Raw genomic sequence first — 25891 nt, forward strand, 5'->3', positions numbered from 1 at the left:
TCAATTAGGGCGCAAAGCACAATGTTGAGAATAAAAGAGGCGTTTTTTAACACTCTGAAACACAGTCGTGCGTTTTAATGCTCCCAATATGAAGCGATGCAGGCTATTATCAGTTCAAATTATTTTAATACAGTAAAGGAACAGACAATGAAACGTCTTTTATCTATTGCTGCCCTAATGTTTGTTTTTGTTCTTTCTGCCCCTCATGCAGAAGCAAAGAAATTTGGTGGTGGTAAATCATTTGGCAAAAGCTTTAAAACAGCACCAGCGCCAAAACAAAAACAACAAAATACCAATACTATTGGTAAGCAAGACACAGCAAAAGGCGCATCAAGTAAAAAGGGCCTAATGGGTGGTTTGCTTGGTGGTCTTCTTATGGGGGGTCTTTTAGCATCAATTTTTGCTGGTGGCGGTTTTGAAGGTATTCAGTTCATGGATATCCTTATTATTGCTGGTGTGGCGTTTATGCTGTTTAAGCTATTCCGTATGTTTATGGCATCAAAGGCAAGCAGCATAAATCAGAGGCAAGGGGCGGCATACGCAGGCCCGCAAGCGTCGAATAACGAACAGCCAAGCTTCCGTGATAACCAGCAATACTTCCAAGGTGAGCAAGCGCAATCACAACCAACTGGTGGTTTTGGTGCTCCTGCTGCTGATGACGTACCGCATAATTACCCACCGGGCTTTGATGTGGCAGCATTCATTAATGGTTCACGCGAGCATTACCGTATTCTACAAGGTGCTTGGAACCACAACCAACTAGAAACGATTCAAGAGTACGTATCAATCAGCCTATATAATGATTTAGTGCAAGAACGTGCAAATCTAGAAGGTGAGCAACATACAGATGTAATGTTTGTTGATGCTGAAGTTGTTCGTGCTGATCATGATGCAAACCGCGCACAGCTTAGTTTGCAGTTTTCTGGTCGCTACCGTGATTCGGTTGAAGGTGTTGAAGAAGACATTACTGATATTTGGCACTTGGAGCGTGATCTTACGCAACCAAATGCACCGTGGTTAATTATTGGTATTCAAGCTTAACTGTCTAAATACATAATAATCTGATTAAAAAATATCCTCATAGAGAGTAATCCTATGGGGATTTTTTATAGGTGTGATCTAGCTCTGTTTTAATATTTCAAAGACAGTCTATGCTGAATTCAGTTAATAAATAAGAGAGAAAAATTATGCCATTTAATAAAGACATCATTGAAGAAATGAACCTTCTCAAGCAATTCCCACTAGAAAGCACTCAATCGGGTTTAAAAGTACATTCTGACGCTGCACCCGAAGCAATCGAAGCAATGAAGCGTCTTTTCAGTAAAGGATTGGTAACACAAGAAGATGGTGGTTATTTAACAAACCACGGCATTGAAACAGCAGAGCACATTCAAAACGTAATTCGCGTATTATCGTAATCGAATTCCGTTAAAAAATTATAGCGTCATTGACTCTAGTTCAGTGATGGTTTGAATAGCTTGCTCTGGGGTTGACCCACATACATCAGGGCAAGCTTTAAATTGATGACACACCTTCGGGCGTTCTGCCTTACCAAACAACTTACACAAGTTCTCATCGTTTAATTGTACGCAGCGTACTCCTGCAGGTTTTCCATCAGGCATTCCCGGAATAAATGACGTAATACTTGGGGCTATACAGCAAGCTCCGCAATATAATCTACATTCCATAACACTATCTCATTGCATCAATTAAAGGATGCGCAAAATAGCACTCTTCCCCTTTCAGGTCAAAACTATACCAACCTAGATAAATATTTAATCATTCTTGCTTGTTAAAATCGATTATAGCTATGTTATAAATTTTATAATTAGACCCACTAGTTACTGCAATTTACGCCTTGCTCTAATCGATTTTTCCTACGCAATTATCTGCTCAACTACTTATCCAGATTGGTATTACTCCGGATTCTTATTATGTGATCTGTAAACCACTTGCACTTTTAGCTCAAGATGGGTATAAAACCGCCTCTTCCCATAACGAGTGTAAAGTAATGACAGAGCAATTTTGGCAACAAAAAAAATTAGAAGAAATGACAGAGCAAGAGTGGGAATCTCTTTGTGACGGCTGTGGTAAGTGCTGTCTACACAAGTTAATGGATGAAGATACAGATGAGGTTTACTACACTAACGTGGCATGTAGCTGGTTAAACAGTAAAACGTGTTCGTGCAAAGATTATCCTAAGCGTTTTACTTCAGGTGAAAACTGCCTAAAACTAAGCCGTGAAAATATCGCTGAATTTAACTGGTTACCAGTGACTTGCGCATACCGTTTATTGGCAGAAGGCAAAGACATTCCAGAATGGCACCCACTGATCACTGGGTCTAAATCAGCAATGCATGCCGCTGGCGAAAGCGTAAGAAACAAGGTTGTTTATGCGATTGATGTGAAAAATTGGGAAGACCACATTACAAATCACCCTCATAGAAGCTAATGACCAATAAACCTAAAACACAAAAGCCTGACCTAAAAACGGCAATGCGTAACATCATTGAGTTGGTAAAAGCTGACTTTCCATTTGATGCGCCTGAAGCTCAGATATGCGGTGATACCTGTGTTGGTTGCCCACGTAAATTGATAGAGCTAGTTGAAAGTGAATTATTGTATTGGGAATCTTATATTGAGCGCGGTGAAACGCCCAATTTCTCTGAGATCGACAAGTTCGCTAAACTGTGCAAAAACGTTCGCCGTGGCTTAGTTAGAAATGGAATTTTAGAGCCACTACCAAGGTAACCCAGCGCTAACGAAATTTAAAAATTACCCGCTATTGTTAAATCGATAGCTGGGTAATACCCCACCATAAATATTCTTCTTTTTCTCTTTATTGTTGTTGCACAGAATAGTTGTGTTTCTATGTGTAAACGAATTGTTGTCTGTTTTTAGACATTAGCGCTTGAGGCTCTCTGCTCATCTTAATACAATTTAACAGTACATTATAAAAACACATTATAAAAACCAGTCAGCCAACGATAAGATAATAATTATGAAATTAGAAGCAATTGATTACACTGCTGAGAATGCAGCGGAGCTGTTTGTTAAATCACTGCGTGAAACAGGATTTGGCGTGTTAAAAAATCATCCGATTCAACAAGAGCTTGTACAAAGCATCTACGACAATTGGTATGCATTCTTTAACAGCGAAGAAAAAGAAAACTTCCAGTTTAATGTAGATACTCAAGATGGCTTTTTCCCTGCATCAGTATCAGAAGTCGCAAAAGGGCACACTAAAAAAGACATTAAAGAGTACTATCATTATTACCCAACAGGTCAATGTCCTGCTCAATTGAAAGCTCAAATTCAAGAGTATTACGATAACGCTAATGTACTTGCTAGTGAGCTATTATCTTGGGTTGAAGTGCACTCTCCGGAAGATGTTTCTGCACTGTACTCTCAATCATTATCTAGCATGGTAGAGCAAAGTGATAAGACATTGCTTCGTGTTCTGCATTACCCACCGTTAGAAGGCGATGAGGAGCTTGGTGCTATCCGAGCTGGTGCACATGAAGACATTAACTTATTAACAGCGCTTCCTGCCGCGAATGAGCCGGGTTTACAAGTTAAGACTAAAGAAGGTGATTGGTTAGATGTACCTTGTGATTTTGGTAACCTAATCATTAATATTGGTGATATGTTGCAAGAAGCGTCAGGGGGTTATTACCCATCAACAACGCACCGAGTGATTAACCCAGAAGGTGCAGATAAAACGAAATCTCGTATCTCTTTGCCGTTGTTTTTACATCCAAAACCTGAAGTTGTATTGTCTGATCGTCATACTGCGAATAGTTACTTAATGGAACGTCTACGCGAGTTAGGTGTGATTTAAGGTAGAACTAATAGGTAGAGAGATGTTCTCTACCTATTTTTTGTCAGTAAGAAAAAGAAGATTTATTTATTTTGTATAGCAATGGTTGGAGGAGTAATAGCATCTTTTCTAAATTCCTGCATTACTCGCAATGTAATATCAGTTTCAAATAATTTTTCGAATTTAATATCTACTACATAGGCTTTACAGGTTAATTGTATCGCTAGATAGTTATCGGTTATCGTTTGTTTAACTAAAACTACTACAGGCTTTGGTAAGTGGATATAACGACTTGAAGATGCCGCTTCTTGGATAATATCACGAGCTTTATTAATGTCTTGGTCCATTCCTATATAAAAAGGAATAACAACCTGCATATCAAGTCCGCCATAGTTTCCACTCACCACTACGTCATTTAAAAATTTATTGTTAGGTATCGTAATAATATCATCATTAAGAGTTTGCATTCGTACCGAGCGTAAACCAATGGCAATGATATCCCCATAATGCCCTTCAAACGTTACTCGATCTCCAACTTGGAATGGTCGGTCGATCATGACGGTCAAACCCGCGATAAATGAGGCGGTAAGATCTTTTAATGCAAAACCAACAGAAACTGCGATCGTACCACCGATCAGAGCGAGTACACGCTCATCAACTCTGAAACTGAGCATGAATACGGCAACAGCTGTCGACATGTAAATGAAAAATTGAAAGAAGGATTGCAACTTTTGCATTAACATACGACGTTGTGCAAATTGACTACTTACGCCATCAACAATGGACTGAATAAAGCGTAGAAATAGCCATGCGCCTACAATAATAAAGAAGGAGAAAACAACGCCACTCCAACGAATTAAGCTAGTAAATTGTTGTAAATTATCGATAGATTGAGGGTCTTCTGCAAATGCAAAGCTACCTGAAAATAGAGACAAACAAAGTATGAATAAACGAATCATATTATTTTACCAATAGATGTTGACGGTGAAGAGCGTTAGTAATATGGCGATACCAATGATCTGATATACGTGCTTTTTCATCATTCCACTCAATATATCCACGACTTTGAAAGTAGCGTAACGTACTGATTACTTCAGCAATGCTGAGTCGACTACAATCACAAAGATCGATAGGTGAAGCAACTTCAAGCTGTACAATTGAACGCAGTACAGCAAGCATAGGCTTTGGCATCGTTTCTAGATCATCAGATTGAGGAGCTCGGAATAAACGAACTAGTACCGTATCTGTTTCTTTATCTTTGTATAAAGAAAGTCTAAAGAAACGTAATGCAACAGTAGGGTTACCATCTGAATAGTCCCACAAGATACGATAGAACCCATTCTTAGCTCGTTCTTCATCAGTTAAGGTATCTTCATCCCATTGTCTTGGGAGAACTAATCCATCAAAAGAAATTGAGCTCTCTCCATTTTTTTCAATGATACGAGAATCTAATAGTTGGCCAATTTGTTTTTCATTCCACTTGGGCATAAAAGTAACAAGATCAAATAATAGTCGCTCTCCACGGGCACGATCGATAAAGCGCCAGCTTGATTTATCAATAGATAAGACAACGCGATGACTTTTTCTCGCACGTCTAAGTAAATTGGTTAGTTTCATTAAATCAACTAATCCATTCACTTTTGGTTTTACTAATCGTTGGGTATTATCAAACGCAATTAGATAGCATTGTTCGCTGTTTCTAAGATGCTGTAGGATATCCTTCTCTGTTGCCCCTTCCTCTAATCCTAATAATTGTGAAAGTTCAGGTAATAGTGCCGAGTAGCCATCGTAAGGGCAGTTTATATATAGTGGAATTACGTTTTTAGCTTTATTTAAAATACGATTTAATACGGTTGTTGTACCAATGCCTCGCTCGCCAGACAATACACATACAGCAGGGCTATCTGTTAATAAGTAACGGGATAATGAAGCAATTTCTTCTTCCGCATATTCTTCGATTAATTCAGATGTCTCTGAGCCAGGAGCGATATAATTAAATGCATTTTCTCCCTTTATGCGGACTAGATTTGATTGCTCGCGTGAAACTTCTGTTTGTTTCGCTACTTCTATTCTAAAGAGATAGGCAAGCACATGGCTAAAAGCTGCATATTGAGAGAGTATAGAAATGACTTGATGCTGAATTGTTCGACCAAGTAACCATGCCGAGCCACACGCGGTAGCAGGAATAGACATCAATACTGTATTCTTATTTCTTATTGCCCATTGAACTGATAATGGATGCGTTTCTAACTGTTCTATACGGTTAAAAATGGTCTGGTTCCATCGTTTTAGGGTAATGACTGTTAGTAAGACAAAAAATAGATAAACAATAGAGTTAATCCAAGCATAAATAGTCCCTTCACCTAACGTTCTTGATGAAATTTGTAAAACAACGCCAGCAACAATTATGCCCCAAACGTATCGGCGAATGGTTGATAGCCTTAAAGCGATAGTGTCTTTTTTATTATGTTTACTGTTTCTATAAGCAAATTCCAAAATGAAACTGACAGCAATAGACCCCCCAAGTATCCACCAAGTAAATATCTCTAGAAAGATCAAATGCTGCAAACTCGGAAGTGTTGAAATAATACGTAATGTCGCTGTAATTAATAATAAATACGCGATAGCTTTATGTGCGCGGCTACAATACCAAATAGTACGAACGAATAAGCTAGGGTTTGAGGTACTCTTTAGCTTTGATGTTTTAAAATCATGGATTAGTCGGTCGCTGTTTCGCATCCACCAATTAAAAATAAAGAAAATACCTAATACTTTGAGCAGGACACTGATCACTGGCACTGGCGATATAGCAAGGTCATTAAGTAATTTTTTAAAACTGCGAATTTGATAATAGGTATAATATTTAATGTTAAGGTTAGTTATTTGCAATTCGGCATAAAACTGAGTAACCCCACGAGGACCAAACCCGGTTAATTGATCTCGATTTCTTGTTTCTGTTAGGTGCAGAAGTGACTCTTTACTCGTATTTAAAGAGGTCAATGAACGATGGTCTTTTTCTACACGAGCCCAGGTGTCATCCGTGGCATTATCTTGATAATTTGATAATGAATCTTTTAATTCTTGGGCCTGTTTCTTTTGTGCCAGCAAAGTACGAGACATCAGTCTTTTGACTTGTCCGTATTCTTGGTTTGAAAAAAAATGTTGCTCTGGGAGCTGTTTTATATCCGTTGCGATATTTTGAGCAGACTCAGATATAGATACAGAGTTATAAGCATGTACTCCCCATTCAGCCATTAGAGATGGTGAGTAGGATAGGACTAACACTAGAAGAAAACGATTAACGATATTATTCATAGGCAATAAAAGGGTCTCAATAGATAAAATTTATAATGAGTATTTATATGTGGAAATTCGTTGATTGATTAGAAATGTGATCTTTGCTGCAATTTATAGTTTTTCTCTAAGAAAACATTAAATATGAATCAAATGTCGTGTATTTGTGTGCTTTTTTGATAATTAATTGCACTGTTTGGTTGGTTTTATTGTTACAAAAAAATAGTTATCTCTGTGATCAAGGTTTGTATTAAGCACTCACTCTGTAATATCGATAATATTTTGTTTAATTTGTTTTTCTATAATGAAATAAGGAAATTTGTGGAGAGTCAGGGTATGGAATATCGAATTGTTCCAATTAGTAGTGAGCACGATAATGATATTTGCTACATCATAAAAAACGTTGGGGTTGAGTTTGGTGCGGTAGGTGAAGGTTTTGGTCCATCAGACGATGAAGTATTGGAGATGAGTAAATATTATAACCCTGCATTTAAGAGTAAATATCTGATTTTATTGCTTGATGGTAGGGTCGTTGGTGGCTGTGGTTTAGCGGCATTTAATGGCAGTAAAACAGTATGTGAGTTACGTAAATTGTTTTTATTACCGGAGGCTAGAGGAAGGGGGTTTGGTAAAACAATTGCTCAAAAGGTACTCAAACATGCGGTCAATTTTGGTTACACTCAGTGCTATTTGGATACTTTATCAAGTATGAAATCAGCCATCCATCTATATGAAGACTTGGGTTTTAGCCATTTATCAAAGCCACTTGATGGTACCGTTCATAATGGCTGTGATGTATGGATGATGAAGGATTTAAACAAGTAGATACCAGAAAGTCTCAATATTTAATTATTGAATTGATTATGGAACTATTCGGTTTTCATTATGGCTAAAGTCTAAAATAAATTTCTTGATATTGTTCCAGAGTAATAACCTCAAACCTTGAGCCTTTATATCATCAATTACTTCCTGAGCATAGACAGGAATTTAAGCAATAAGCGCTTGTTTTAGATAGAAAAAAGCTTCATTTATGATCTGATAATAGCTACTAAAGAAAATATCAAAATCAACCATGAAACGACAGAACCCAATTAAAGTTACCAACCAAGGTGAGCATTACTTCGAAATTCCAGATGAGTATATAGCGGAACTTGACTGGCAGGCTGGCGATAGCGCCATTTGGATTCAGAACGAAGATGGAAGCTTTTACTGACTAAAAAAGAAAGTGAGTCATAGTAATGGCTATAGTTATATAAAAATGTAACATAGATTTACGCTGAAATGTGCTAAAAAAAGTAAGGGACCTTTAGTTGCGCGTTAGATAATGAAAAAGAAGCTGACGATTCAGACCTCTTAAATTCGTACACAATATGCAATTGCTTTGAATCGATCACTACAACGAAGTTTATGCTTAATTTCACATTAGCAATGTGTCCAGCGAGTAGCAAAGACGAGGCACTGCGTTTAGACAGCGCCTCTTAGTGATGGTTTAGTTATGAGAAATCATGTCGTTGAAGTATTCAACTTGCTCTTGCATAGAAAGGCTTTCAGTATTTGAGCCTAACGTCCAAATAAAGAAACCGCCGTATCCTTGAGCTTTCTGCCATTTTGCTCGTTCAATATTATTTTCACGAGTTTCAACAAAACGACCATCTGGCCCCCATTGGCTATTGATGGTTGCACCAAGCACAATTTTTGATGGGTCACCTACGTGTTTAGCATAGTTTGCCATAGCAACATCGTACTTGAAGTTTTTACCTGCGTCGTATGTCATTACGTTGAAGAAATCAACACTATCTTTCGTATTTTGAAGTAGTGTTATAACTTCACCATGGTGGCTAGAACGATCGGGTTCGATGAATGAACAGTTTTCAGTAACGCTTGGATTTGCACACTCTACAGGGTCAGCACCTACATGGTAAGTTGTCAAAGAGATAATCTTGCTCTTACTGACTTTGGTGCGAATCAGTTCAATCAACGCTTCTAGGTTACGGTTCTCTTGTTCAGTAAGGCGCGCCGCTTTTTCGTAGTCGAAATCGATGCCATCAAGACTTACATAGCCAGCCAGTTGATACTTGCTGTAATCACACTCGCCAGACCAGTTCGTCGCAAGACATTCTCCAACCATTTCTTCTGGTTTAAGGTTTTTCTTATACACTGGATAAGGCTTGTTCATCATTTCAACAAGACCATTGGCAATCGACTCGCGTGCAGCAGGAGAGGCCATATAAGCCCACATACTTTCATGTGTTTGACCACCAAATGCAACCATCATGGTTTTATTTGGGTGGCTATGTTTTAGCTCTGTCCATGATTGGTAGCCTGGAGCCATCCAAGAGTCGTTGTAACTTGGTTCAATCATTGAATCCGTTACTTGAATGTTTCCGTTCGAGTCCCACTTACCAAAAGACAAGAAGTATGCATCACCTTGAGATTTTTGTAGTTCTTCAATATTAGTCAGTCCCCACGACGTCAAATAAGTAATTGAACGGTCAGGGTTATCACGTAAACCTGTTTCTGGTTTCGCTTCCTGTACTTCAATCGTTGACACTGGGCTTGCTAGCGTGTCACCTTCAGTATTGATGGCAATAGCTTCAATAGTGTGGGTTCCTTCTTGTGCACCAACCCACTCATATTCGTATGGTGCTTTATTGAGTGTGATTAACTCCGTTCCATTTACTTTGAAAGTCACTGACTGAATTGAGCCAACGAAGCTTTCTGCGTCAGCGGCAAGTTTAATGCTACGTCCCTGCGTGAATTTTGAACCATCAACTGGAGATGTCAGTCCGACGACAAGATCTTGGTCGGTAATCGCCAATGTAATTGGTGCAGTTGCCGCTGATGCACCTTTGTCGTCATAAGCTGCTGTGACTAATTCATAAGCACCTTCTGCCTGACCTGGAACTGTTAGTTTATATTGATTGCTTGATGTTGGTTGCGTAGCTGTTGCGACAACCTTACCGTTAAGCAGAGCTTCTAGTTTTACGATTTCGCCATCTTCATCAATCGCATTGATAATGACGTCAAAAGGTTTATTCGGAGATAGGCGGTCACCGTTAGAAGGTGTTTCTAAACCAATTTTAGGTAACGCGTTTGGATCACATTCTCCCTCTGATTGCCAAGCGTCTTTCCAAGCATCAGGGTAGCTAGGATGTCCAGTTCCTGGTGCCCATACTGGGTTACCACACCAACCAGATACTGTACATGAGAATATTTCACCAATATTCGAAACGCGATCGCCAACTTGGTAGCTGTTCCCATCTTGATAAGGTGCAACATCACCACAGCTGTTGCTCGATTCGGTAACGGTGATTTGTACACTTGTCGTGTTCGTTAGGTTCTGTTCATCGGTGGCAATCGCGCTCAGTGTCACTGAGCCTGCTTGTGATGGTTGCCAATCACAAGCAAAGTGATCGGTTTGCTTAGCATCAAATTCACAAATTTGAGCGTTATTGGCTTTGATGACAACAGAGGTTAAGTCATCATCAGAATCGAACGCATCAATAGAGATTGATACTGTTTCTGTTTTATTAAAAATGGCGTCATTTTCTGGTGTAATGAAACGAACTTCTGGTGCTGAGAAATTATGATCAGATTCCACTTCAACCGTAACAGATTGCTGTTTGAGTTGTTGGTTTTTCTCATCAAACACAAGCACGTTGATGGTTGCAGAACCGAGTTCACTTGGTGTCCAAGATTGCGAGTAATCTGTTTTATCTTGCTCGACATTCTGTTCTGCAATTTTACTGCCATCGACCCAGAATTCGATTTTAGACGCGGTTTCACCAGCAATAGAAATCGTAATATCGGTTACTTCATTGGATACCAATTTTTGTCCATCAACAGGAGAAAGAATTGACAATTCTAATTCTGGCTCTGGTGTTGGCGGTTGTCCACCACCTGAACCATTGAATTTGATGGAATTTTCAAACGATTGGAAATCTGGAAGTTGGCTATTTAGTCCAAAGGTGAAACTGAATGAACCATCGTGAGGAAGTGTATTTTTAACCCATACATCGTCATCAAATTTATAAGTGATAGTGTGATAAACACCTTCCGATGTGAATTCATGTTCAATCGTCCAGCTCGGATATGAGAGCGCTGAAGAGACAAAATTCACATCGTTGATAGCATTAGGCAGTAGAAACTCAATGGTAGACCCTTTCATATCAATAGCTTGATTTGAAGTATTTTGAATTTCAACGCTATAAGTGCTCCACCACTGACTTTCATTTGCTGAAGTCTCAATATTTACAGTTTCAGCAATAGCTGCAGCAACAGGGCTTAAACTAAACCCCGCGACAAGAAGCAATGTTGATCCTAATATTTTTTTCATGGAATATCCTTTGTTATTAATATTGTTTAGATTATTAGCCGTGCATTAAACAGTAGGTAAGTTACAGTTAATGAATATGCTATTGTGTAGGGCATTTGAATATCTAATAAGTGGCTGATTTTGAAGAATAAAGAAAAAAAGTAAAGTAGAAAGATCCCAACAAAAGACAGTTATGTGAGTTTTATTCAAGAAACGTATTCGTAATTGATTAGGTTTGGTACGTCGAAGCTAACGGCACATTGGGTAGTCTTAAAATTCGGCGGGATAGTTACATAAACATTTAAGGCTTCAAGATGATTTTTCTAATACTTACTTGGTATTTCTTATATCGTCTAGCTCTTTTTGGACGTAGTTTAGATTATCGTCGACTTCATTTTGGGATAAGTATGATTATTTTTATAGTTATTGGAGTTTGTTTGTTAGTAACAAACATTACAAACAAATAAGGGGGCTTAATGCGACATAGTTAGCTCCTGCAAGGTGTTAGCTGCGGGTTGCATTGTCGTCACACTTTCAGTGAACGTCTATTTCGAGGTTGTCCTCAATACTTGTCTATGCACTTAAGGTGATATCTATGTCGTCTAAGAGGAATAAATTTACAGCCTCTACAAGCTGCTTAGGCTCCAATCGTTTACCATATCTTCCGTAGGTCATGTTTTGATGCTTATAGCTTACAATTTCAGAAACCACATACTCTTCGATATTCGATCGTTTTAACTCATCAATAAAGGTATGACGGAATGAATAGGCGGTAGCGCGTTGTCCTGCCTTAAAGCCCACGTCATTAAGAATGTTGCCGAAGGTCTTTCTATAATCCTTTGACCAATCATTATCTGCACCGCGAGGCTTTACATTAAAGAGCTGTGTTTCTTTTACTCGCTGGCGAGCTTTCACGAAGGACAGAAACCCCATATCTAACAATGTTTGATGAATGGGTACGGTTCGATTGGATAACTGGTTTTTCAGCTTCTGAGCGGCACCCGAATCCGAGAACTGAGTGAAACTGGAGTAGCGATACGAGTATAGTAGACGCTATTGGGGAGTCTTAATAAGTACATCTGTGCCACCTTTCTGTGCAAGGTGATTTTCGATAGTACAGATACAAAAAAACCGCTGTAAAAACAGCGGTTTAATCTTTTAATTTGGTGGAGGGATAGGGATTTGAACCCTAGAACCGCTATTAACGGTTGCCGGTTTTCAAGACCGGTGCTTTCGACCACTCAGCCATCCCTCCGATGCCGCGTATAATAGGGGTAACCCTTCTACTTGTAAAGGATTCTTTCTAATATAAAAACCGTTTGCTCTAAATTTGATCATGTTGATGAAAGTTAGAGCAGAACTGGTGGTGTAGCTGTTTATTTTAATACAGGGCGAGCGTTAATTGACTGAACTGGGCGATTATTGCCTTTGTATAACGTTCTAAATTGAGTCAGTTGCTCTGTTGATATAGTAATAGGTTTTTTCATTACTAACCATGTAACCCCTTCTGTACATGGTGGAGTTGTTAGCGAGCCATTGAATCGGTAATAAGCCTGATCGCTAGGTAGTAAGTCGATAAGGCGTAACTTGTTATCAAGTTTAACATCACCTGATTTTGGCATTTGAGCCCAAATTTTTGCTAATTCAGGATTTGCTTTACCCTCTTTAAACATCACACCTACCACTGCTAGGTTTCCATCTTTATCAGCATGCACTAAATGCATTTCTAATGGGTATGAATGACCTGCAATCAGGTTTTCACTTGGGGCATGGAAATGAAGTTGTAATAGGTTAAATGTTTTACCTTCAACCTGAATGGATTGTTTACCATCAAAGTTTACTTGCACGGTATGTCCGTTATTAACGATATTTTTACCAGCTTGTGCGTAATCGAATGTGATGGGCTTTAAAGTACTTTCTATAGCATTGGTGATATCAATAGGTGATTGATTTAGCCCACTCTGACAAGTGCCGTGCCAATTAGCAGGGGCGGTTTCTCCTGCATAACTCCATTCTGAAGCAGAAACGAATGAGCTAGTTGATAGAGCGGTGATAATTGCCAACGTTGAAATAATATGTTTCATGTTTTTCTAGCCTTTTTTGTTTTATAAAATTTGACGTTAGGCTAGTACAGATGAGGTTGAGTTAAAAATGCTTTGAATAGAATTTAGCTAACTACTTCCATTTATATGAAACGGTTTGAAAATCTGTTTTATTTCTAAGGCATTATTGCTGGAAATAAGGAGATTATGAGAAGGTGCAATAAACTACCGATCCAATTTTTAAAACTCAGACTCTATCTGAATTTTCAAAAGTGGTGGAGGGATAAGGGTTTGAATTCTAGAGTTAGTCGTTTAATGAAATTTACTGGGATCTTATATTCAACAGATACAAAAAAGCCTCGTCATTTCTGACAAGGCTTCGTTGATGTTGGCGGAGCGGACGGGACTCGAACCCGCGACCCCCGGCGTGACAGGCCGGTATTCTAACCAACTGAACTACCGCTCCAATTTTTAAAACCCAGACTCTATCTGAATTTTCAAAAGTGGTGGAGGGATAGGGATTTGAACCCTAGAACCGCTATTAACGGTTGCCGGTTTTCAAGACCGGTGCTTTCGACCACTCAGCCATCCCTCCAATGCCGAGCATAATATGCTGAACCACTTTTATTGTAAAGTACTAATTTTAAAAAAGTTTCTGTTTGATTTAATTTTAAACAATTTGAGGGCGTTTAAAGCAATATTGAAGGCTTAGTTATTAAAATAAGTATACTTTAGCTAGATATAGGTAGAAATAATGGCGAGTAAATTAGATAACGCATAAAGGGTAACTGAACTACCGAGCCAATTTTTAAAACCCAGACTCTATCTGAATTTTCAAAAGTGGTGGAGGGATAAGGGTTTGAATTCTAGAGTTAGTAGTTTAATGAAATTTACTGGGATCTCATATTCAACAGATACAAAAAAGCCTCATCATTTCTGACAAGGCTTCGTTGATGTTGGCGGAGCGGACGGGACTCGAACCCGCGACCCCCGGCGTGACAGGCCGGTATTCTAACCAACTGAACTACCGCTCCAATTTTTAAAACCCAGACTCTATCTGAATTTTCAAAAGTGGTGGAGGGATAGGGATTTGAACCCTAGAACCGCTATTAACGGTTGCCGGTTTTCAAGACCGGTGCTTTCGACCACTCAGCCATCCCTCCAGTGCGGTGAATAATAGTAATATCCTTACTTCTTGTAAAGGATAAAATTAAAAAAAACGGCTGACTGCGTTATTTTTGTGCATTGTGCTTTGTTTTTAACTCATTAAGTTGTTTTTTCTATTTAAAACAGTGGGCATTAGACGCTGTTTTTCTTAAATGGTAGATATAAAAAATCCCTTTATGAGAAAGGGATTTTTATGAGGCTATTTATTTTTTAGGGTGATAAAACCGCTTCAGCTCTGAAATACCTTGCATGAGTAAGGAGAGTTTTGGTTTCTCATCTGTCAGGCGATTATAGTTTTCGTCATAGACTTTATAATTACCAAACGTATCGATAACGACAGTGTTTGTATCTGTTATTAAGGCGATATTCTTTCTGTCGCCAGCTAATAACCAATTACGCTCATTGTCTTGATTTAATAAATTTAAACCACTGCTGTAGCTCTCTGGTGATGTTGTTGTTTTTAAAAACGACTCCATCAATGTTGGCGCTAAATCTAAGTGACTTGAACGAGACATAATTAATTCAGGCTCAACGTTTGGCCAGTGAATTAACATAGGAACACGAAGCTGATATTGACTGAAGTTAGTGCTTGAGCCCCAGCTATTAGTATTTGTCTCATCAAATTCCATACCGTGATTTGATGTAATGATAACGATGGTCTTTTCCCAATCAGGAGATTGTTTTAATGCGCTCAATACTGTTTTAAGTTGCTGATCAGTTTTTTTAACCGCTTTACGGTAGTTAACTTCAAAAGCACTTTGATCTGAGTTTTCTGTTGAAATTGGGCTTGTCGCATCATATTCAGAGACTGACGTTAGTTCTAAATAGCTAAACCATGGTTTATTAGGCGTTTGAGCTCTAAACCAATCATGCCACTGAGTAATAGCTTTGCTATCCGACATTTTTTCTTTAGATTTGCCAATCTCACCTTTAGTAAAGATAATTTGTTGATAGATTGATGAAGTAAAATCATCACCACTGAACAAACCAAACTGATAATTACGTTTATGTAATTCCGTTAATATTGGCGATTCAATTTCTGAGTTTCTAAAGTTATCAACATAGTTACCAGGTAAACCATAAAATAAACCAAATAAACTGGTTGGGTTATTACTGGCACTGTAATGATTATTGAAATTCAGGTTATTCTGAGCAAAGCGAGTTAAGTTTGGTGTATCAGTATGATTTAGAGTGTCTGCACGGAGACTATCGATCATAATGATTTGTAAGTTATAACCTGTCTGTTTTGTTTTGAATCTAATTGGTTCAAGTGGGTAACGCATTGCTTCTTTTGCGCCGCCAGTTCCTTCTTCTTGAATTTGTTTTGCCAATGCATCGCGATCAATAAAACCGTGTTTTTCTAAAAACGAACGAGCGGTCATTGGATAAGAGAGTGGAAATGTCGCGCGTTGAGCCGTTACTGGTCCATAAGCTGAAGCATCAGCCCATGTATGAATTAAATGGCTACCAATAAACGCAACAGCAAAAGTGATCGCAAAAGGGCGACCAACATGTTTATGAGCAAGTTTACGTAATTTATTCCATACCCACTCTGAGAGAGAAAGTTGAAGTAGGAACATTACGGGAACCAAAATAAACAAATATTGCCATTGAGTGTTTAAATTTGATTTATCGTTGTTCAGAAGCATATCCCAAACCAATGGTGTGATATGCAAATGAAGGGTTTGATAAGCGTAAGTATCTAGCAGCAGCAATGTCATACCAGCAGTTGCTATAATGACACTTAAAATTCGCATTAAGCGTTGAGATGGCGTAATAAAGGTCAGAGGGAAGAGTACAAGAATGTAAAACCCAAAGACCAAAAAGCCAAAGTGACCTACCCAGTTTAATACCAGATAGGTCTGTCCAAGTAGCGTTTCAGGCCATGGTGATTGCGCGATATAACGAGTGCCAATAAGCATTGCAGCAATGATATTGAAAAAGCTAAACCAGTGACCCCAAGTAATTAACTTGGAGACTTTTTCGCCGTAGGTATTTCCGCTATCAACCATGGTAATTGAATTCTCGCTCTTAGTGAGTTTTTGGTGTATCTAATGAGCTAAGTAGTGCTTGAGCAAATTTTTCAGCGATGATTTTACGCTGTTCTGCAGGCACTTCTTGGTTTAGTACATTTGTCGCAATGTTACCAACCAACATTAGAGATAGATCTGCTGGTGCACGATGTTTATCAAGTACATCGACCATCTCTGTTAACATTTGTTCAATTTGTTTGTTGCTGTATTTCGAAGTATTAATAGCCATAAGTCTTTTCAGTTAATGATAGTGAAAGCGGCTTATGATAACCTACTATGTACGTCAACTAAAAACCTTTTCTATTATGAGTTTAACCCTTTCAAACGTAATTTTACATAAATTAGTAAAAAATGAGCAAGATGAACTCGAAGTTTGTCTACGAAATCAAACTCTTGAGAACGAAGAGTTCACTGAAGCATTAGTTTCTGAACTGCATCGTGTCTTTAACTCTAAAGCAGGCAAAGGCTTTGGTGTATTCAAGACTGAGAGCGAGTTTGGGCATTGGCTAGGTTCTGTTCGTAAGAATGAAACGCCATTTTTAGAATTCAGTAATAAATCGGCAGAAAAATTAAAATCAGAGCTGATTAAATACCCATTTGCTGAAGAAGGTATTTTAGTGATTGCAGAGTATCAATCACTGGCAACAGAGTATCTATTTGTTGCGGTATTGCCATCAAACGAAAGTATGAAGGTAACGGAACAACTAGACATTAGTTCTACGGATTACCTCGATATCGCGAAAATGGATATTGCAGCGCGTATTGATTTATCAACGTGGGAAACTAATGCGGATTCAAATCGTTACCTGACGTTCATTAAAGGGCGTGTTGGGCGTAAAGTTTCTGATTTCTTCTTAGATTTTTTACAAGCTGATGTAGGTATGGATACTAAGGTTCAAAACCAAGTATTAATGCAAGCGGTTGAAGATTTCTGTGCTGACGAACGTTTAGAAAAAGACGAAAAACAACAATACCGTAAACAAGTTTATGATTACTGTAATGGTCAACTTCAAGCTGGAGAAGAGCTAACACTTAAAGAATTATCAGGCGAGTTACCAACGTCTGAATCAGGCTCTAACTTTTATCAGTTTGCGGAAGAGCAAGGGTATGAGCTTGAAGAGTCTTTCCCTGTTGATCGTACAGCAATGCGTAAATTAACGAAGTTTGTTGGTGCCGGTGGTGGTTTATCATTAAACTTTGACGCGATGTTACTGGGAGAGCGTGTTTTCTATGATCCAGAAACAGATACTTTGACCATTAAGGGCACGCCACCTAACTTAAAAGATCAATTAACACGACGTTTAGGTTCTTCTGAGTCATAACGAGTGATTATGTTGTCAAAGATAAATGCGCTGATTTAATCATAATTGGCGATTTGTTCTCAAATATTTGATAACTTGATTTTTGCAAAATGATACCCTATCTATCCTTTAATTATAAAATTTTGGTTTAGGTAGGGTTGTTCATGAAATACACCTCTCAGCTTTTTGCTTCTAAATTCTTTTCTATCGTTTTGTCTGTTTTGCTACTTAATGGGTGTTCTTTACTTGAGCTTAAAATAGAGTCTCAATCAGAACCGTTAACAACGGCAGAACTTAATACTCGTATTTTAACTCGTGAGTACAGCAAACACTTCTTTAGTGAAGTGGAATCAACTGCGGATCAAATATCAGCGACGTACCCTAAAGACGACACCTTACATCAATCGTATGTTTTGTTATGGAAAATCCATGCGGAAGAAGGGCTTCAACAAGCTGCATATCAAGTATCTCCAAAAATTGCGTTAATCGATACTTGGATATTTGCTGCACAAATGGAACAATTCTTCTCACCAGAAGGAAAAGGTTCGGGTTTATTTGAGGGGGATGTGGATTTTCAAACAAGCCAATTATTGAACAATGACATAAAGAATATGGCAGAAAAGCTATTGCCGAGTTCAGAGTTTAGTGATGCTCAAGATTTTATTAAAGGGTTCGTTGCAGAGCACTCTTTTGATAGCTTAATGATGCGTAGAACACCCGCTTTAAAAGCATGGTTAGCACATCAAAATATCGATGAAACAGAAGCGGTAGCAACGTTAGGGACAATGCCAGAGGCATTAGGCGATGTGTCCGACCGTTTAGGTTTAGTTTCTGAGCAAACGCCAAAGATAATGACATGGAAAGCACAATTGATCGCCATGAATAGCAACGTAAATGCGAATGATATAAATAAAACGATGGAGAGTTTGCGTCATACCTCTGAGTCATTCCAAGACTTTGTGAAAAATAATCCTGAGTACATGCAAAATCTAGCACAACAAATGAGTATGCAATTACAACCACTGCTTGATGATTTGGACATGAAAACGGATGATAAATTAAATCAGCTTAGTGCAGAGCGTGTTGCTTTAGAAATTATGGTCGCTCGTGAACGCCAAGAGCTCGTAAATATGGTTGAGAGAGAGCGTAAGGCTATTGCCATTATTGTGTCTCAAGAGCGTGAAAAATTCACTCAAGACCTAGATAAAGTATCACAAGATGTGCTGACACTAGCGGTAGATAAAGTGATTGATTTGATTAAAAGTACCATCATTTACTTTATCTTGTTTATCTTAGCGATTTTCTTTGCTCCTTTAGGTCTGGGTTATTTCCTTGGTAAACGAGCTGCAATAAAGAAAACGGTTGTTTAATTATATCAATTTTAACAAGCAAGAATGATCAAATACTTATGTAGATTGGTATAAGAATTAAACCGTTAGATACAAAAATGCCAGTGACGTAATCACTGGCATTTTTTATTGGAGCGAGATGAGGTAATTATGCTGTTTTTGTTTCTACAGCAATGGCTTCATCTGTTTCTTCTGCTGTGATAGTTGGTTCACATTTATCAACAAACCAGCCCATGTAAGATGTCACAATAGTTACGATGATACATACGAAGCTTAACCACATGAATGGTGCGTAAGATAAGGTAGCAACGCCTAGGATACTCGCCATGTAAATACCGTTATCACTCCAAGGAACCATACCCGAGGTTAGCGTACCACCAAATTCTGCGTTACGAGAAAGGTTCTTACGTTTGTAGCCTAAACGGTCGTAGTTTTTCGCACAGATTTTTGGAGTAAGAATAAGTGATACATACATCGCAGAGCCAAAGATGTTACCAAAGAAAGCGGTAGCAATAGTACTTGTTGCTAGAGAGCCAGGACCTTGAACGCGTTTTTCGAATAGTTTAGCAACGGTTTCTAATACGCCAACTTTATCCAGTAAACCACCAAAGCCTAAACCAAATACGATAACTGCCACTGAACCAAGCATTGAAGACATACCGCCACGATTTAAGATCGCATCAATAAACTCAACACCTGATGAAATTGAGTACGGAGCCCAAGCTGTGTTAAATGCTGTTAAGAAGTCAATGTCTTGAACCATTACCGCCCAGATAATCCCCAGCAGTGAACCAAAGCTGATTACTGGGAAAGAAGGCATACGCATTGCCAGTAGGCCAAGAACAATAACCACAGGAACAAATGAGAATGGAGAAATAACAAATTGCTCTTCCATTGCTAAGATAACAGAATCAACTTGGCTCATGTCCACGTTACCTGCAAAGTGGAAACCGAATGCAGTAAACATAATACCAGTGATGATGTAGCTGATAAGAGCAACAGGCAGCATGCCTTTAATGTGCTCCATAACTTCAACGTTAGACATTGAAGAAGCAAGGATTACCGAATCTGAAAGCGGCGACATTTTATCACCGAAGTAACAACCAGACAGAACCGCACCAGCAGTAATTGGTGCAGGAACACCAAGGCCTTGCCCAATCCCCATCATTGCAATACCAGCGGTACCTGCAGCACCCCAAGAGGTACCTGTAGCAAGAGCGGTTAATGAACAGATGATCATTGTTGCAAGAAGGAAGATTGATGGATGAATTGCTTTTAAACCATAATAAATAATGGTTGGAACAATACCGCCAGAAATCCAAGTACCTACTAAGGCACCTACAGCCAAGAGAATTAATACCGCTCCTAGTCCATTGGAGATGCCGTTTAGGGCTGCTTTTTCTAAAGATTTGTAATCATGACCCAACTTAATACCTAAAGTAATAATAATGAACCAGCCAATGTAAAGAGCTAGTTGGATAGGTAGATCAAGTTGTGCCGTGAAAGAAAAGGCAAGTAGTAGAAATAGCCCTAAAGATATAATTACCTGCGTCAGCGAAGGTAACTTTGTCGTTGCTTGCTTCATGTAAAAAGCCTCTTTTTTGTATGTATGAATAATATTCATACGATAAGGGATTGTGTTTTCTAAACGAGATGCACTTTACCTTATGATCAACAAGAGGTCGATTAACTCTAGTTGATTTGTGATTCTTATCTCTAGCTGTGTTACTGGACTAAGTTCAAGGTAATTAAATGGTTAAATTTACGTTTTAATTTATCATTGCTTTTATTTCCAATTAATTAAATGTTTTTATTTTGTATTATAAATTTAGCGTATGTACTGATTTGATTGGAGGTATTTAACCTAAATGCAGGGTAATCGTTTGCATAATGGTTAAATTATGAAATTTTGTGAAGTGTAACGCAATGTAAATATTATTAATTATTGGTTTATAAGGTATTAGATTACTAAGTTAGCTCAAGTGGCTAAAAGTATTATTTATGTTAAGTTTTAATTTGATGACTAGAGAAGTTAATTTTATATATGCTGTTTTTTTGCGCTTTTATCTTGAAGGATAAATTAAAATGTAAATAAAATTTTCAGCGTAAAATGGAGAGAGTAAGGCAAATAGTGCTTGAGATTTTCTTCTGTTCATCATATAGATGGAATAGAGACTTCATATTTTTAGTATTAACAGGGAGAGTACAATGAGAGTAGGTTTAGTCGGCTGGCGTGGAATGGTTGGTTCAGTTTTAATGCAACGTATGGTTGAAGAACGTGATTTTGACCATATTGAACCTGTATTTTACACCACATCACAAGTTGGTATCCCAGCACCAAACCTTGGAAAGGACGCGGGTCTATTGCAAGATGCATTTGATATTCAATCATTGTTAAAGTTGGATGCAATTATTACTTGTCAGGGTGGAAGTTACACAGAGAAGGTGTATCCAGCACTTCGCCAAGCGGGTTGGAAAGGGTATTGGATTGATGCCGCTTCTACACTGCGTATGAAAGATGATGCAATTATTACACTTGATCCGGTTAACTTTGAGCAAATTCAGCAAGGCATTCATGCTGGCACAAATACTTATGTTGGTGGTAACTGTACAGTAAGCTTGATGCTAATGGGTCTTGGTGGCTTATATAAAGCGGGTTTAGTTGAGTGGGTGAGTGCAATGACGTATCAAGCAGCCTCTGGTGCTGGTGCGAAGAATATGCGTGAACTGATTTCTCAAATGGGTGTCGTGAATGATTGTGTCACGTCTGAATTGGCAAACCCTTCTAGCTCTATTTTAGATATTGATAGAAAAGTAGCAGAGACAATTCGTTCTGATTCTTTCCCAACATCAGAGTTTGGGGCTCCATTGGCTGGTTCACTGATCCCTTGGATCGATGTGAAGCGTGAAAATGGTCAAAGCAAAGAAGAATGGAAAGCAACGGTTGAAACGAACAAGATCCTAGGTCTACAAGATTCACCTATTGCGATTGATGGTACTTGTGTGCGTATTGGTGCAATGCGTTGTCACTCGCAAGCATTAACGATTAAGCTGAAACAAGATGTGCCAATGGATGAGATTGAAGAGATCATCGCTACCCACAATGATTGGGTTAAAGTTATTCCTAATGAACGTGATATTACCGCACAAGAGCTAACGCCAGCAAAAGTGACTGGTACGCTATCTGTTCCTGTTGGTCGTTTACGTAAAATGTCGATGGGTAACGATTTCTTAAATGCCTTTACGGTTGGTGACCAATTACTGTGGGGTGCAGCAGAGCCACTTCGTCGTACATTACGTATAATTCTTAACGAAAAGAAATAGCGTTAATTGCATTCGTTAGTTAATTACATTAGTTAATAGAACAAAAAAGGCTTCCCATGAGAATATCAGGGAAGCCTTTTTATTAGAATCAATCATTGTTACTAGAAGATCAGTGAGTTAACTCACCACGTAAATTTTGCTGCATCATGGTACGCATGGTCTCATAAGGCAGATCTTTACTTAAAATATAATGCAGCTTCGCTAAAGCCGCTTCAGGAGTCATATCATAACCACTGATAACGCCCGCTTCAGCCAATGCACAGCCTGTTGCATACCCTCCCATGTTTACCTTTCCTGATAGACATTGAGTTAAATTAACAACCACAACACCACGCTCAGAAGCCTCTTTTAATTGCGCAAGAAGCTCTGGGTTTTGTGGTGCATTACCTACCCCAAAAGTCAGAAGGATCATGGCATTAACTGGCTGGCGTAATGTGTTTTTAATCACTTCCGCTGAAATTCCTGGATACATGGTTACTACACCAATAGGCTGTGGGGTAATGTCATTAACCGTGAATGCACCTTCAGGCTGTTTATTTATTTCGGCACCATTGATTTGAATATTAATGCCCGCTTCCAATAGTGGTGGCAGGTTTGGTGATGAAAAGGCATCAAAGCCATCAGCATGTGATTTTGTACTGCGGTTGCCACGAATTAACTTGTTATTAAAGAATAATGTCACTTCGTTGATAGGGTAGTTCGCCGCAATGTGTAAAGCGTTTAATAAGTTGCTTTGACCATCAGAGCGTAGCTCAGCAAGAGGAATTTGAGAGCCAGTAACGATAACTGGTTTACCAAGGTTCTCAAGCATAAATGACAGTGCTGAGGCAGTGTAGGCCATGGTATCCGTACCATGCAGAATTACAAATCCGTCGTATTTATCGTAGTTAGCACGAATATCATCTGCAATGCGTTGCCAATCTTCAGGCGTCATATCAGATGAGTCAATCAGTGGCTCATATTCGTGAATGGTGAAAATAGGCATTTCTGCACGATGGAACTCAGGCATTTGTTTTAATTGATGTTGCATGAATCCTGCAGCAGGAACATAGCCATGATCATCTGATTTTAACATGCCGATTGTGCCGCCAGTGTAGGCGATGTAAATGTGTTTTCTTTCCATAATAACAACGGTACAGAGTTATGGGAGGTGGTGCGATTATACTGTGCATTTGGCATAAAGAAAGCCCGACATGTGTCGGGCTCGTCATGCTTTTAAAGATTGCTACAGTTCAAACAGAAGAGATATTGCCCTTTTGGATCATTAAAGTTATTCAACATGTTGATGTCTGTTGCAACTTTGCTGATAGTCGGTTGCAATGCTTCAGGAGCAAGTGAAAATAATTCTGTCTTGATATTAGCGTTAAAGCTCATACTTAACTCTTCAAGGAATTGCTCCATTGGAGATAGCGGCTCTTTAACCCAGTAGAGGTTATATGACTCCATATTGGCTAATTGAGCTGCGGCTTGTACTGCATCATCAAAATCACCTAATTGATCAACTAAACCATATTTTAGCGCATCTTTACCTGTCCAAACACGACCTTGGGCTACGTTATCAACCGCTTCTAAGGATAGATCACGATGATCACTCACCAGTTTAATAAAGCGGTGATAGCCATGTTCGATACCTAACTGCATTACTTGAGCAACATCATCATTTAACGGGCGAGTTAAGCCAACGCCATTAAATGGAGAGGTTGATATCCCATCGCTGTGGATCCCCATCTTATTTAAGCCTTTTTCAAAGGTGGTTAAAATACCAAAGATACCAATTGAACCCGTAATCGTGGTTGGTTGAGCAATGATTTTATCAGCACTTGCAGAGATCCAATACCCGCCAGAGGCTGCAACACTCGACATCGAAATAACCACAGGTTTCCCTGCTTCTTTAAGGGCATCCACTTCATTGCGGATCACTTCAGAAGCAAAAGCACTACCACCAGGGCTATCAACACGAAGAACGACTGCTTTTACGTTGTCATCACCACGAGCCTGACGAAGTAGTGCTGCTGTAGAGTCTCCACCAACAGTGCCTTGGCGTTGAGTGCCATCCATGATAGCTCCACTTGCGACAACAACCGCAATATCTTGAGCATTAGGAATGATCGCAGGGCGAACTTGCGGGCGATAATCGTAATAGCTGATCTGTTTAAAGCTGTCGTAGCCATTTGAACCAAATTGCTCAATGAGATCTTTACGAACTTCCTGTCGTGTAGCCAGTTTATCCACCAAACCGAGCTCTACTGTCATTTGTGATAAATCACCATTAACCGTCTTCAATTTTGCAATGAATTGCTCCATTGGCATGGTTAACGTTTTTGCATCAATTTGGCGGTTAGTAGCGACATCATCTAAATAGGCATCCCATAATTGAGTTAACCATACTGACGTTGATTCTTTTGCAGCATCAGACATGTCATTTCTAAGATATGGTTCTACCGCCGATTTATAGGTTCCAACACGGAAAACATGCGTAGAGACATTCAGGTTTTCAAGTAGGTCTTTGTAGTACAGCGTATAAGCGCCGTAGCCACGTAATAGAACCGTACCATCAGGTGCCATGAAAACTTTATCAGCGTAACTTGCTAAATAGTATTGGCTTTGATTGTAGTAATCACCAATCGCATAAACCGGTTTACCTGCTGCTTTGAAGGTATTGATGGCTTTAGCTATATAACGAAGTTTAGTTAAGCTGGTTTCATTCATTTCTTTTAAATGAAGTACTAAGCCCGAAACATTGTCATCATGAGCCGCAAAGCGAATAGTATCGACAATATCAAATAAGACATTTTCTTGTGATTTTTGGCTGCCTAATAAATCAGAGGTAACACGCTCTAATGGCTCGCGAAATTTACTCTCTTCAACAATGGGACCTGATAAATTAAGGATTAACGCCTTCTTCTCAACTTGTTGAGTTTCAACGTTAGACTCATCACTGGCTAGGAAAGTGAATGCAATCACTCCCACAAAAGCAAGAAAAAATAGGTTTAATACCAGTTGACGGGTAAAGGAAAGTAACTTCCATATGGCTTTAAAACATTTTCCTATGAAGTGGAATAACCCTTTCATATTGTTCCTTATTATTAGTTTGAACTCTGTCACTATCCTACGCTAACTGAATCAGAAAGTAACTAGACTAAATTGTTTCAAATGAGAATTATTTCTATTAATAAATTAAAATAAAAACATTGATGGATGTTGCATATTTGTAAATACTTAATTGTAGCAGAAGCCTATAGCTAC

At 38.8% G+C, this 25891-nt stretch carries 20 protein-coding genes and 5 tRNA genes; 9 read left to right on the plus strand and 16 right to left on the minus strand.

All coding sequences use genetic code 11. The features are described from left to right. Positions 1-147 precede the first annotated feature (147 nt). Both PVK63_RS07705 and PVK63_RS07710 read left to right on the plus strand, forming a co-directional pair. Entirely contained in the window at positions 148-1041 is an 894-nt protein-coding gene (locus tag PVK63_RS07705) for a Tim44 domain-containing protein (RefSeq protein WP_130086118.1), read from the plus strand. A 146-nt stretch (positions 1042-1187) separates the two neighbouring features. Continuing rightward, positions 1188-1418 (plus strand): TIGR02647 family protein, encoded by a 231-nt coding sequence (locus tag PVK63_RS07710; RefSeq protein ID WP_130045460.1) that lies wholly within the window; start codon positions 1188-1190, stop codon positions 1416-1418. Positions 1419-1436: 18 nt separating this feature from the next. On the opposite strand, the gene PVK63_RS07715 is transcribed toward PVK63_RS07710, so the two are convergent. Beyond that, complete coding sequence (locus PVK63_RS07715; RefSeq protein WP_045102448.1) at positions 1437-1688, minus strand: YkgJ family cysteine cluster protein; 252 nt, start codon at positions 1686-1688, stop codon at positions 1437-1439. Between the two features lie 323 nt (positions 1689-2011). Between PVK63_RS07715 and PVK63_RS07720 the strand changes: the two genes are divergently transcribed. The 3 genes from PVK63_RS07720 to PVK63_RS07730 all read left to right on the plus strand — a co-directional run bounded on the left by PVK63_RS07720 (position 2012) and on the right by PVK63_RS07730 (position 3841). Further along, positions 2012-2452, plus strand: coding sequence for a YcgN family cysteine cluster protein (locus tag PVK63_RS07720; protein WP_130086166.1), 441 nt, complete (start codon positions 2012-2014; stop codon positions 2450-2452). Continuing rightward, positions 2452-2751: a hypothetical protein gene (locus PVK63_RS07725; RefSeq protein WP_130048169.1), complete on the plus strand. Its 300-nt coding sequence runs from the start codon at positions 2452-2454 to the stop codon at positions 2749-2751. The genes PVK63_RS07720 and PVK63_RS07725 overlap by 1 nt, the downstream gene beginning before the upstream one ends. Before the next feature lie 250 nt (positions 2752-3001). Further along, positions 3002-3841: a 2OG-Fe(II) oxygenase family protein gene (locus PVK63_RS07730; RefSeq protein WP_130086119.1), complete on the plus strand. Its 840-nt coding sequence runs from the start codon at positions 3002-3004 to the stop codon at positions 3839-3841. 62 nt (positions 3842-3903) lie between these two features. Here the strand turns inward: PVK63_RS07730 and PVK63_RS07735 are convergent, their stop codons facing one another. Next, positions 3904-4779 (minus strand): mechanosensitive ion channel family protein, encoded by an 876-nt coding sequence (locus tag PVK63_RS07735; RefSeq protein ID WP_130086120.1) that lies wholly within the window; start codon positions 4777-4779, stop codon positions 3904-3906. A 1-nt stretch (position 4780) separates the two neighbouring features. Next, on the minus strand, positions 4781-7135 hold the full coding sequence (locus tag PVK63_RS07740; RefSeq protein ID WP_130086121.1) for an AAA family ATPase: 2355 nt from the start codon (positions 7133-7135) through the stop codon (positions 4781-4783). A gap of 315 nt (positions 7136-7450) precedes the next feature. On the opposite strand from PVK63_RS07740, the gene PVK63_RS07745 reads away from it, so the two are divergent. Beyond that, the gene (locus PVK63_RS07745) at positions 7451-7939 is read left to right on the plus strand and encodes a GNAT family N-acetyltransferase (RefSeq protein WP_130086122.1); all 489 of its coding nucleotides are present in this window, start codon (positions 7451-7453) and stop codon (positions 7937-7939) included. A 664-nt stretch (positions 7940-8603) separates the two neighbouring features. On the opposite strand, the gene PVK63_RS07750 is transcribed toward PVK63_RS07745, so the two are convergent. The 10 genes from PVK63_RS07750 to PVK63_RS07795 all read right to left on the minus strand — a co-directional run bounded on the left by PVK63_RS07750 (position 8604) and on the right by PVK63_RS07795 (position 16900). Next, positions 8604-11450, minus strand: a complete 2847-nt coding sequence (locus PVK63_RS07750; RefSeq protein ID WP_130086123.1) for an Ig-like domain-containing protein — start codon at positions 11448-11450, stop codon at positions 8604-8606. Positions 11451-12002: 552 nt separating this feature from the next. Further along, a complete protein-coding gene (locus PVK63_RS07755) occupies positions 12003-12344 on the minus strand; it encodes a hypothetical protein (RefSeq protein WP_242511035.1) in 342 nt (113 codons plus the stop codon). 249 nt (positions 12345-12593) lie between these two features. Further along, positions 12594-12684: transfer RNA gene (locus PVK63_RS07760), tRNA-Ser, on the minus strand. Between the two features lie 121 nt (positions 12685-12805). After that, positions 12806-13513 carry a carbonic anhydrase gene (locus tag PVK63_RS07765; protein WP_130086124.1) on the minus strand — a complete coding sequence of 236 codons (708 nt, stop codon included), beginning with the start codon at positions 13511-13513 and terminating at the stop codon, positions 12806-12808. 347 nt (positions 13514-13860) lie between these two features. After that, positions 13861-13937, minus strand: a tRNA-Asp gene (locus tag PVK63_RS07770). A gap of 38 nt (positions 13938-13975) precedes the next feature. After that, positions 13976-14066, minus strand: a tRNA-Ser gene (locus PVK63_RS07775). A 362-nt stretch (positions 14067-14428) separates the two neighbouring features. After that, positions 14429-14505: transfer RNA gene (locus PVK63_RS07780), tRNA-Asp, on the minus strand. Between the two features lie 38 nt (positions 14506-14543). Then, positions 14544-14634, minus strand: a tRNA-Ser gene (locus PVK63_RS07785). Positions 14635-14841: 207 nt separating this feature from the next. Further along, positions 14842-16650 (minus strand): DUF3413 domain-containing protein, encoded by a 1809-nt coding sequence (locus tag PVK63_RS07790; RefSeq protein ID WP_130086125.1) that lies wholly within the window; start codon positions 16648-16650, stop codon positions 14842-14844. A gap of 19 nt (positions 16651-16669) precedes the next feature. Beyond that, positions 16670-16900 (minus strand): YejL family protein, encoded by a 231-nt coding sequence (locus tag PVK63_RS07795; protein WP_130046040.1) that lies wholly within the window; start codon positions 16898-16900, stop codon positions 16670-16672. Positions 16901-16976: 76 nt separating this feature from the next. Between PVK63_RS07795 and yejK the strand changes: the two genes are divergently transcribed. Both yejK and PVK63_RS07805 read left to right on the plus strand, forming a co-directional pair. Further along, positions 16977-17993 (plus strand): nucleoid-associated protein YejK, encoded by a 1017-nt coding sequence (gene yejK, locus PVK63_RS07800; RefSeq protein ID WP_165367181.1) that lies wholly within the window; start codon positions 16977-16979, stop codon positions 17991-17993. Positions 17994-18136: 143 nt separating this feature from the next. Beyond that, positions 18137-19342, plus strand: coding sequence for a chemotaxis protein (locus PVK63_RS07805; protein WP_130086126.1), 1206 nt, complete (start codon positions 18137-18139; stop codon positions 19340-19342). A 127-nt stretch (positions 19343-19469) separates the two neighbouring features. Here PVK63_RS07805 and nhaC read toward each other — a convergent pair whose 3' ends face one another. After that, complete coding sequence (gene nhaC / locus PVK63_RS07810) at positions 19470-20906, minus strand: Na+/H+ antiporter NhaC (RefSeq protein ID WP_130086127.1); 1437 nt, start codon at positions 20904-20906, stop codon at positions 19470-19472. Between the two features lie 623 nt (positions 20907-21529). On the opposite strand from nhaC, the gene asd reads away from it, so the two are divergent. Next, on the plus strand, positions 21530-22645 hold the full coding sequence (gene asd / locus PVK63_RS07815; RefSeq protein ID WP_130047399.1) for an aspartate-semialdehyde dehydrogenase: 1116 nt from the start codon (positions 21530-21532) through the stop codon (positions 22643-22645). A gap of 109 nt (positions 22646-22754) precedes the next feature. On the opposite strand, the gene ansA is transcribed toward asd, so the two are convergent. Next, positions 22755-23768 carry an asparaginase gene (gene ansA / locus PVK63_RS07820; protein ID WP_130046044.1) on the minus strand — a complete coding sequence of 338 codons (1014 nt, stop codon included), beginning with the start codon at positions 23766-23768 and terminating at the stop codon, positions 22755-22757. 92 nt (positions 23769-23860) lie between these two features. Beyond that, complete coding sequence (sppA, locus tag PVK63_RS07825; protein ID WP_130086128.1) at positions 23861-25717, minus strand: signal peptide peptidase SppA; 1857 nt, start codon at positions 25715-25717, stop codon at positions 23861-23863. Between the last annotated feature and the right edge of the window lie 174 nt (positions 25718-25891).

Source organism: Aliivibrio sp. S2TY2, from assembly GCF_028765525.1.
Taxonomy (GTDB): domain Bacteria; phylum Pseudomonadota; class Gammaproteobacteria; order Enterobacterales; family Vibrionaceae; genus Aliivibrio; species Aliivibrio finisterrensis_A.

What these genes read in the sequence shown, in the direction of transcription:
- PVK63_RS07740 (WP_130086121.1), bottom strand. Translation starts at nt 7,135, where the DNA reads ATGAATAATATCGTTAATCGTTTTCTTCTAGTGTTAGTCCTATCCTAC.
- yejK (WP_165367181.1), top strand. Translation starts at nt 16,977, where the DNA reads ATGAGTTTAACCCTTTCAAACGTAATTTTACATAAATTAGTAAAAAAT.
- PVK63_RS07805 (WP_130086126.1), top strand. Translation starts at nt 18,137, where the DNA reads ATGAAATACACCTCTCAGCTTTTTGCTTCTAAATTCTTTTCTATCGTT.
- PVK63_RS07795 (WP_130046040.1), bottom strand. Translation starts at nt 16,900, where the DNA reads ATGGCTATTAATACTTCGAAATACAGCAACAAACAAATTGAACAAATG.
- PVK63_RS07745 (WP_130086122.1), top strand. Translation starts at nt 7,451, where the DNA reads ATGGAATATCGAATTGTTCCAATTAGTAGTGAGCACGATAATGATATT.
- PVK63_RS07710 (WP_130045460.1), top strand. Translation starts at nt 1,188, where the DNA reads ATGCCATTTAATAAAGACATCATTGAAGAAATGAACCTTCTCAAGCAA.
- ansA (WP_130046044.1), bottom strand. Translation starts at nt 23,768, where the DNA reads ATGGAAAGAAAACACATTTACATCGCCTACACTGGCGGCACAATCGGC.
- asd (WP_130047399.1), top strand. Translation starts at nt 21,530, where the DNA reads ATGAGAGTAGGTTTAGTCGGCTGGCGTGGAATGGTTGGTTCAGTTTTA.
- PVK63_RS07735 (WP_130086120.1), bottom strand. Translation starts at nt 4,779, where the DNA reads ATGATTCGTTTATTCATACTTTGTTTGTCTCTATTTTCAGGTAGCTTT.
- nhaC (WP_130086127.1), bottom strand. Translation starts at nt 20,906, where the DNA reads ATGAAGCAAGCAACGACAAAGTTACCTTCGCTGACGCAGGTAATTATA.
- PVK63_RS07725 (WP_130048169.1), top strand. Translation starts at nt 2,452, where the DNA reads ATGACCAATAAACCTAAAACACAAAAGCCTGACCTAAAAACGGCAATG.
- sppA (WP_130086128.1), bottom strand. Translation starts at nt 25,717, where the DNA reads ATGAAAGGGTTATTCCACTTCATAGGAAAATGTTTTAAAGCCATATGG.
- PVK63_RS07765 (WP_130086124.1), bottom strand. Translation starts at nt 13,513, where the DNA reads ATGAAACATATTATTTCAACGTTGGCAATTATCACCGCTCTATCAACT.
- PVK63_RS07730 (WP_130086119.1), top strand. Translation starts at nt 3,002, where the DNA reads ATGAAATTAGAAGCAATTGATTACACTGCTGAGAATGCAGCGGAGCTG.
- PVK63_RS07715 (WP_045102448.1), bottom strand. Translation starts at nt 1,688, where the DNA reads ATGGAATGTAGATTATATTGCGGAGCTTGCTGTATAGCCCCAAGTATT.
- PVK63_RS07750 (WP_130086123.1), bottom strand. Translation starts at nt 11,450, where the DNA reads ATGAAAAAAATATTAGGATCAACATTGCTTCTTGTCGCGGGGTTTAGT.
- PVK63_RS07720 (WP_130086166.1), top strand. Translation starts at nt 2,012, where the DNA reads ATGACAGAGCAATTTTGGCAACAAAAAAAATTAGAAGAAATGACAGAG.
- PVK63_RS07790 (WP_130086125.1), bottom strand. Translation starts at nt 16,650, where the DNA reads ATGGTTGATAGCGGAAATACCTACGGCGAAAAAGTCTCCAAGTTAATT.
- PVK63_RS07705 (WP_130086118.1), top strand. Translation starts at nt 148, where the DNA reads ATGAAACGTCTTTTATCTATTGCTGCCCTAATGTTTGTTTTTGTTCTT.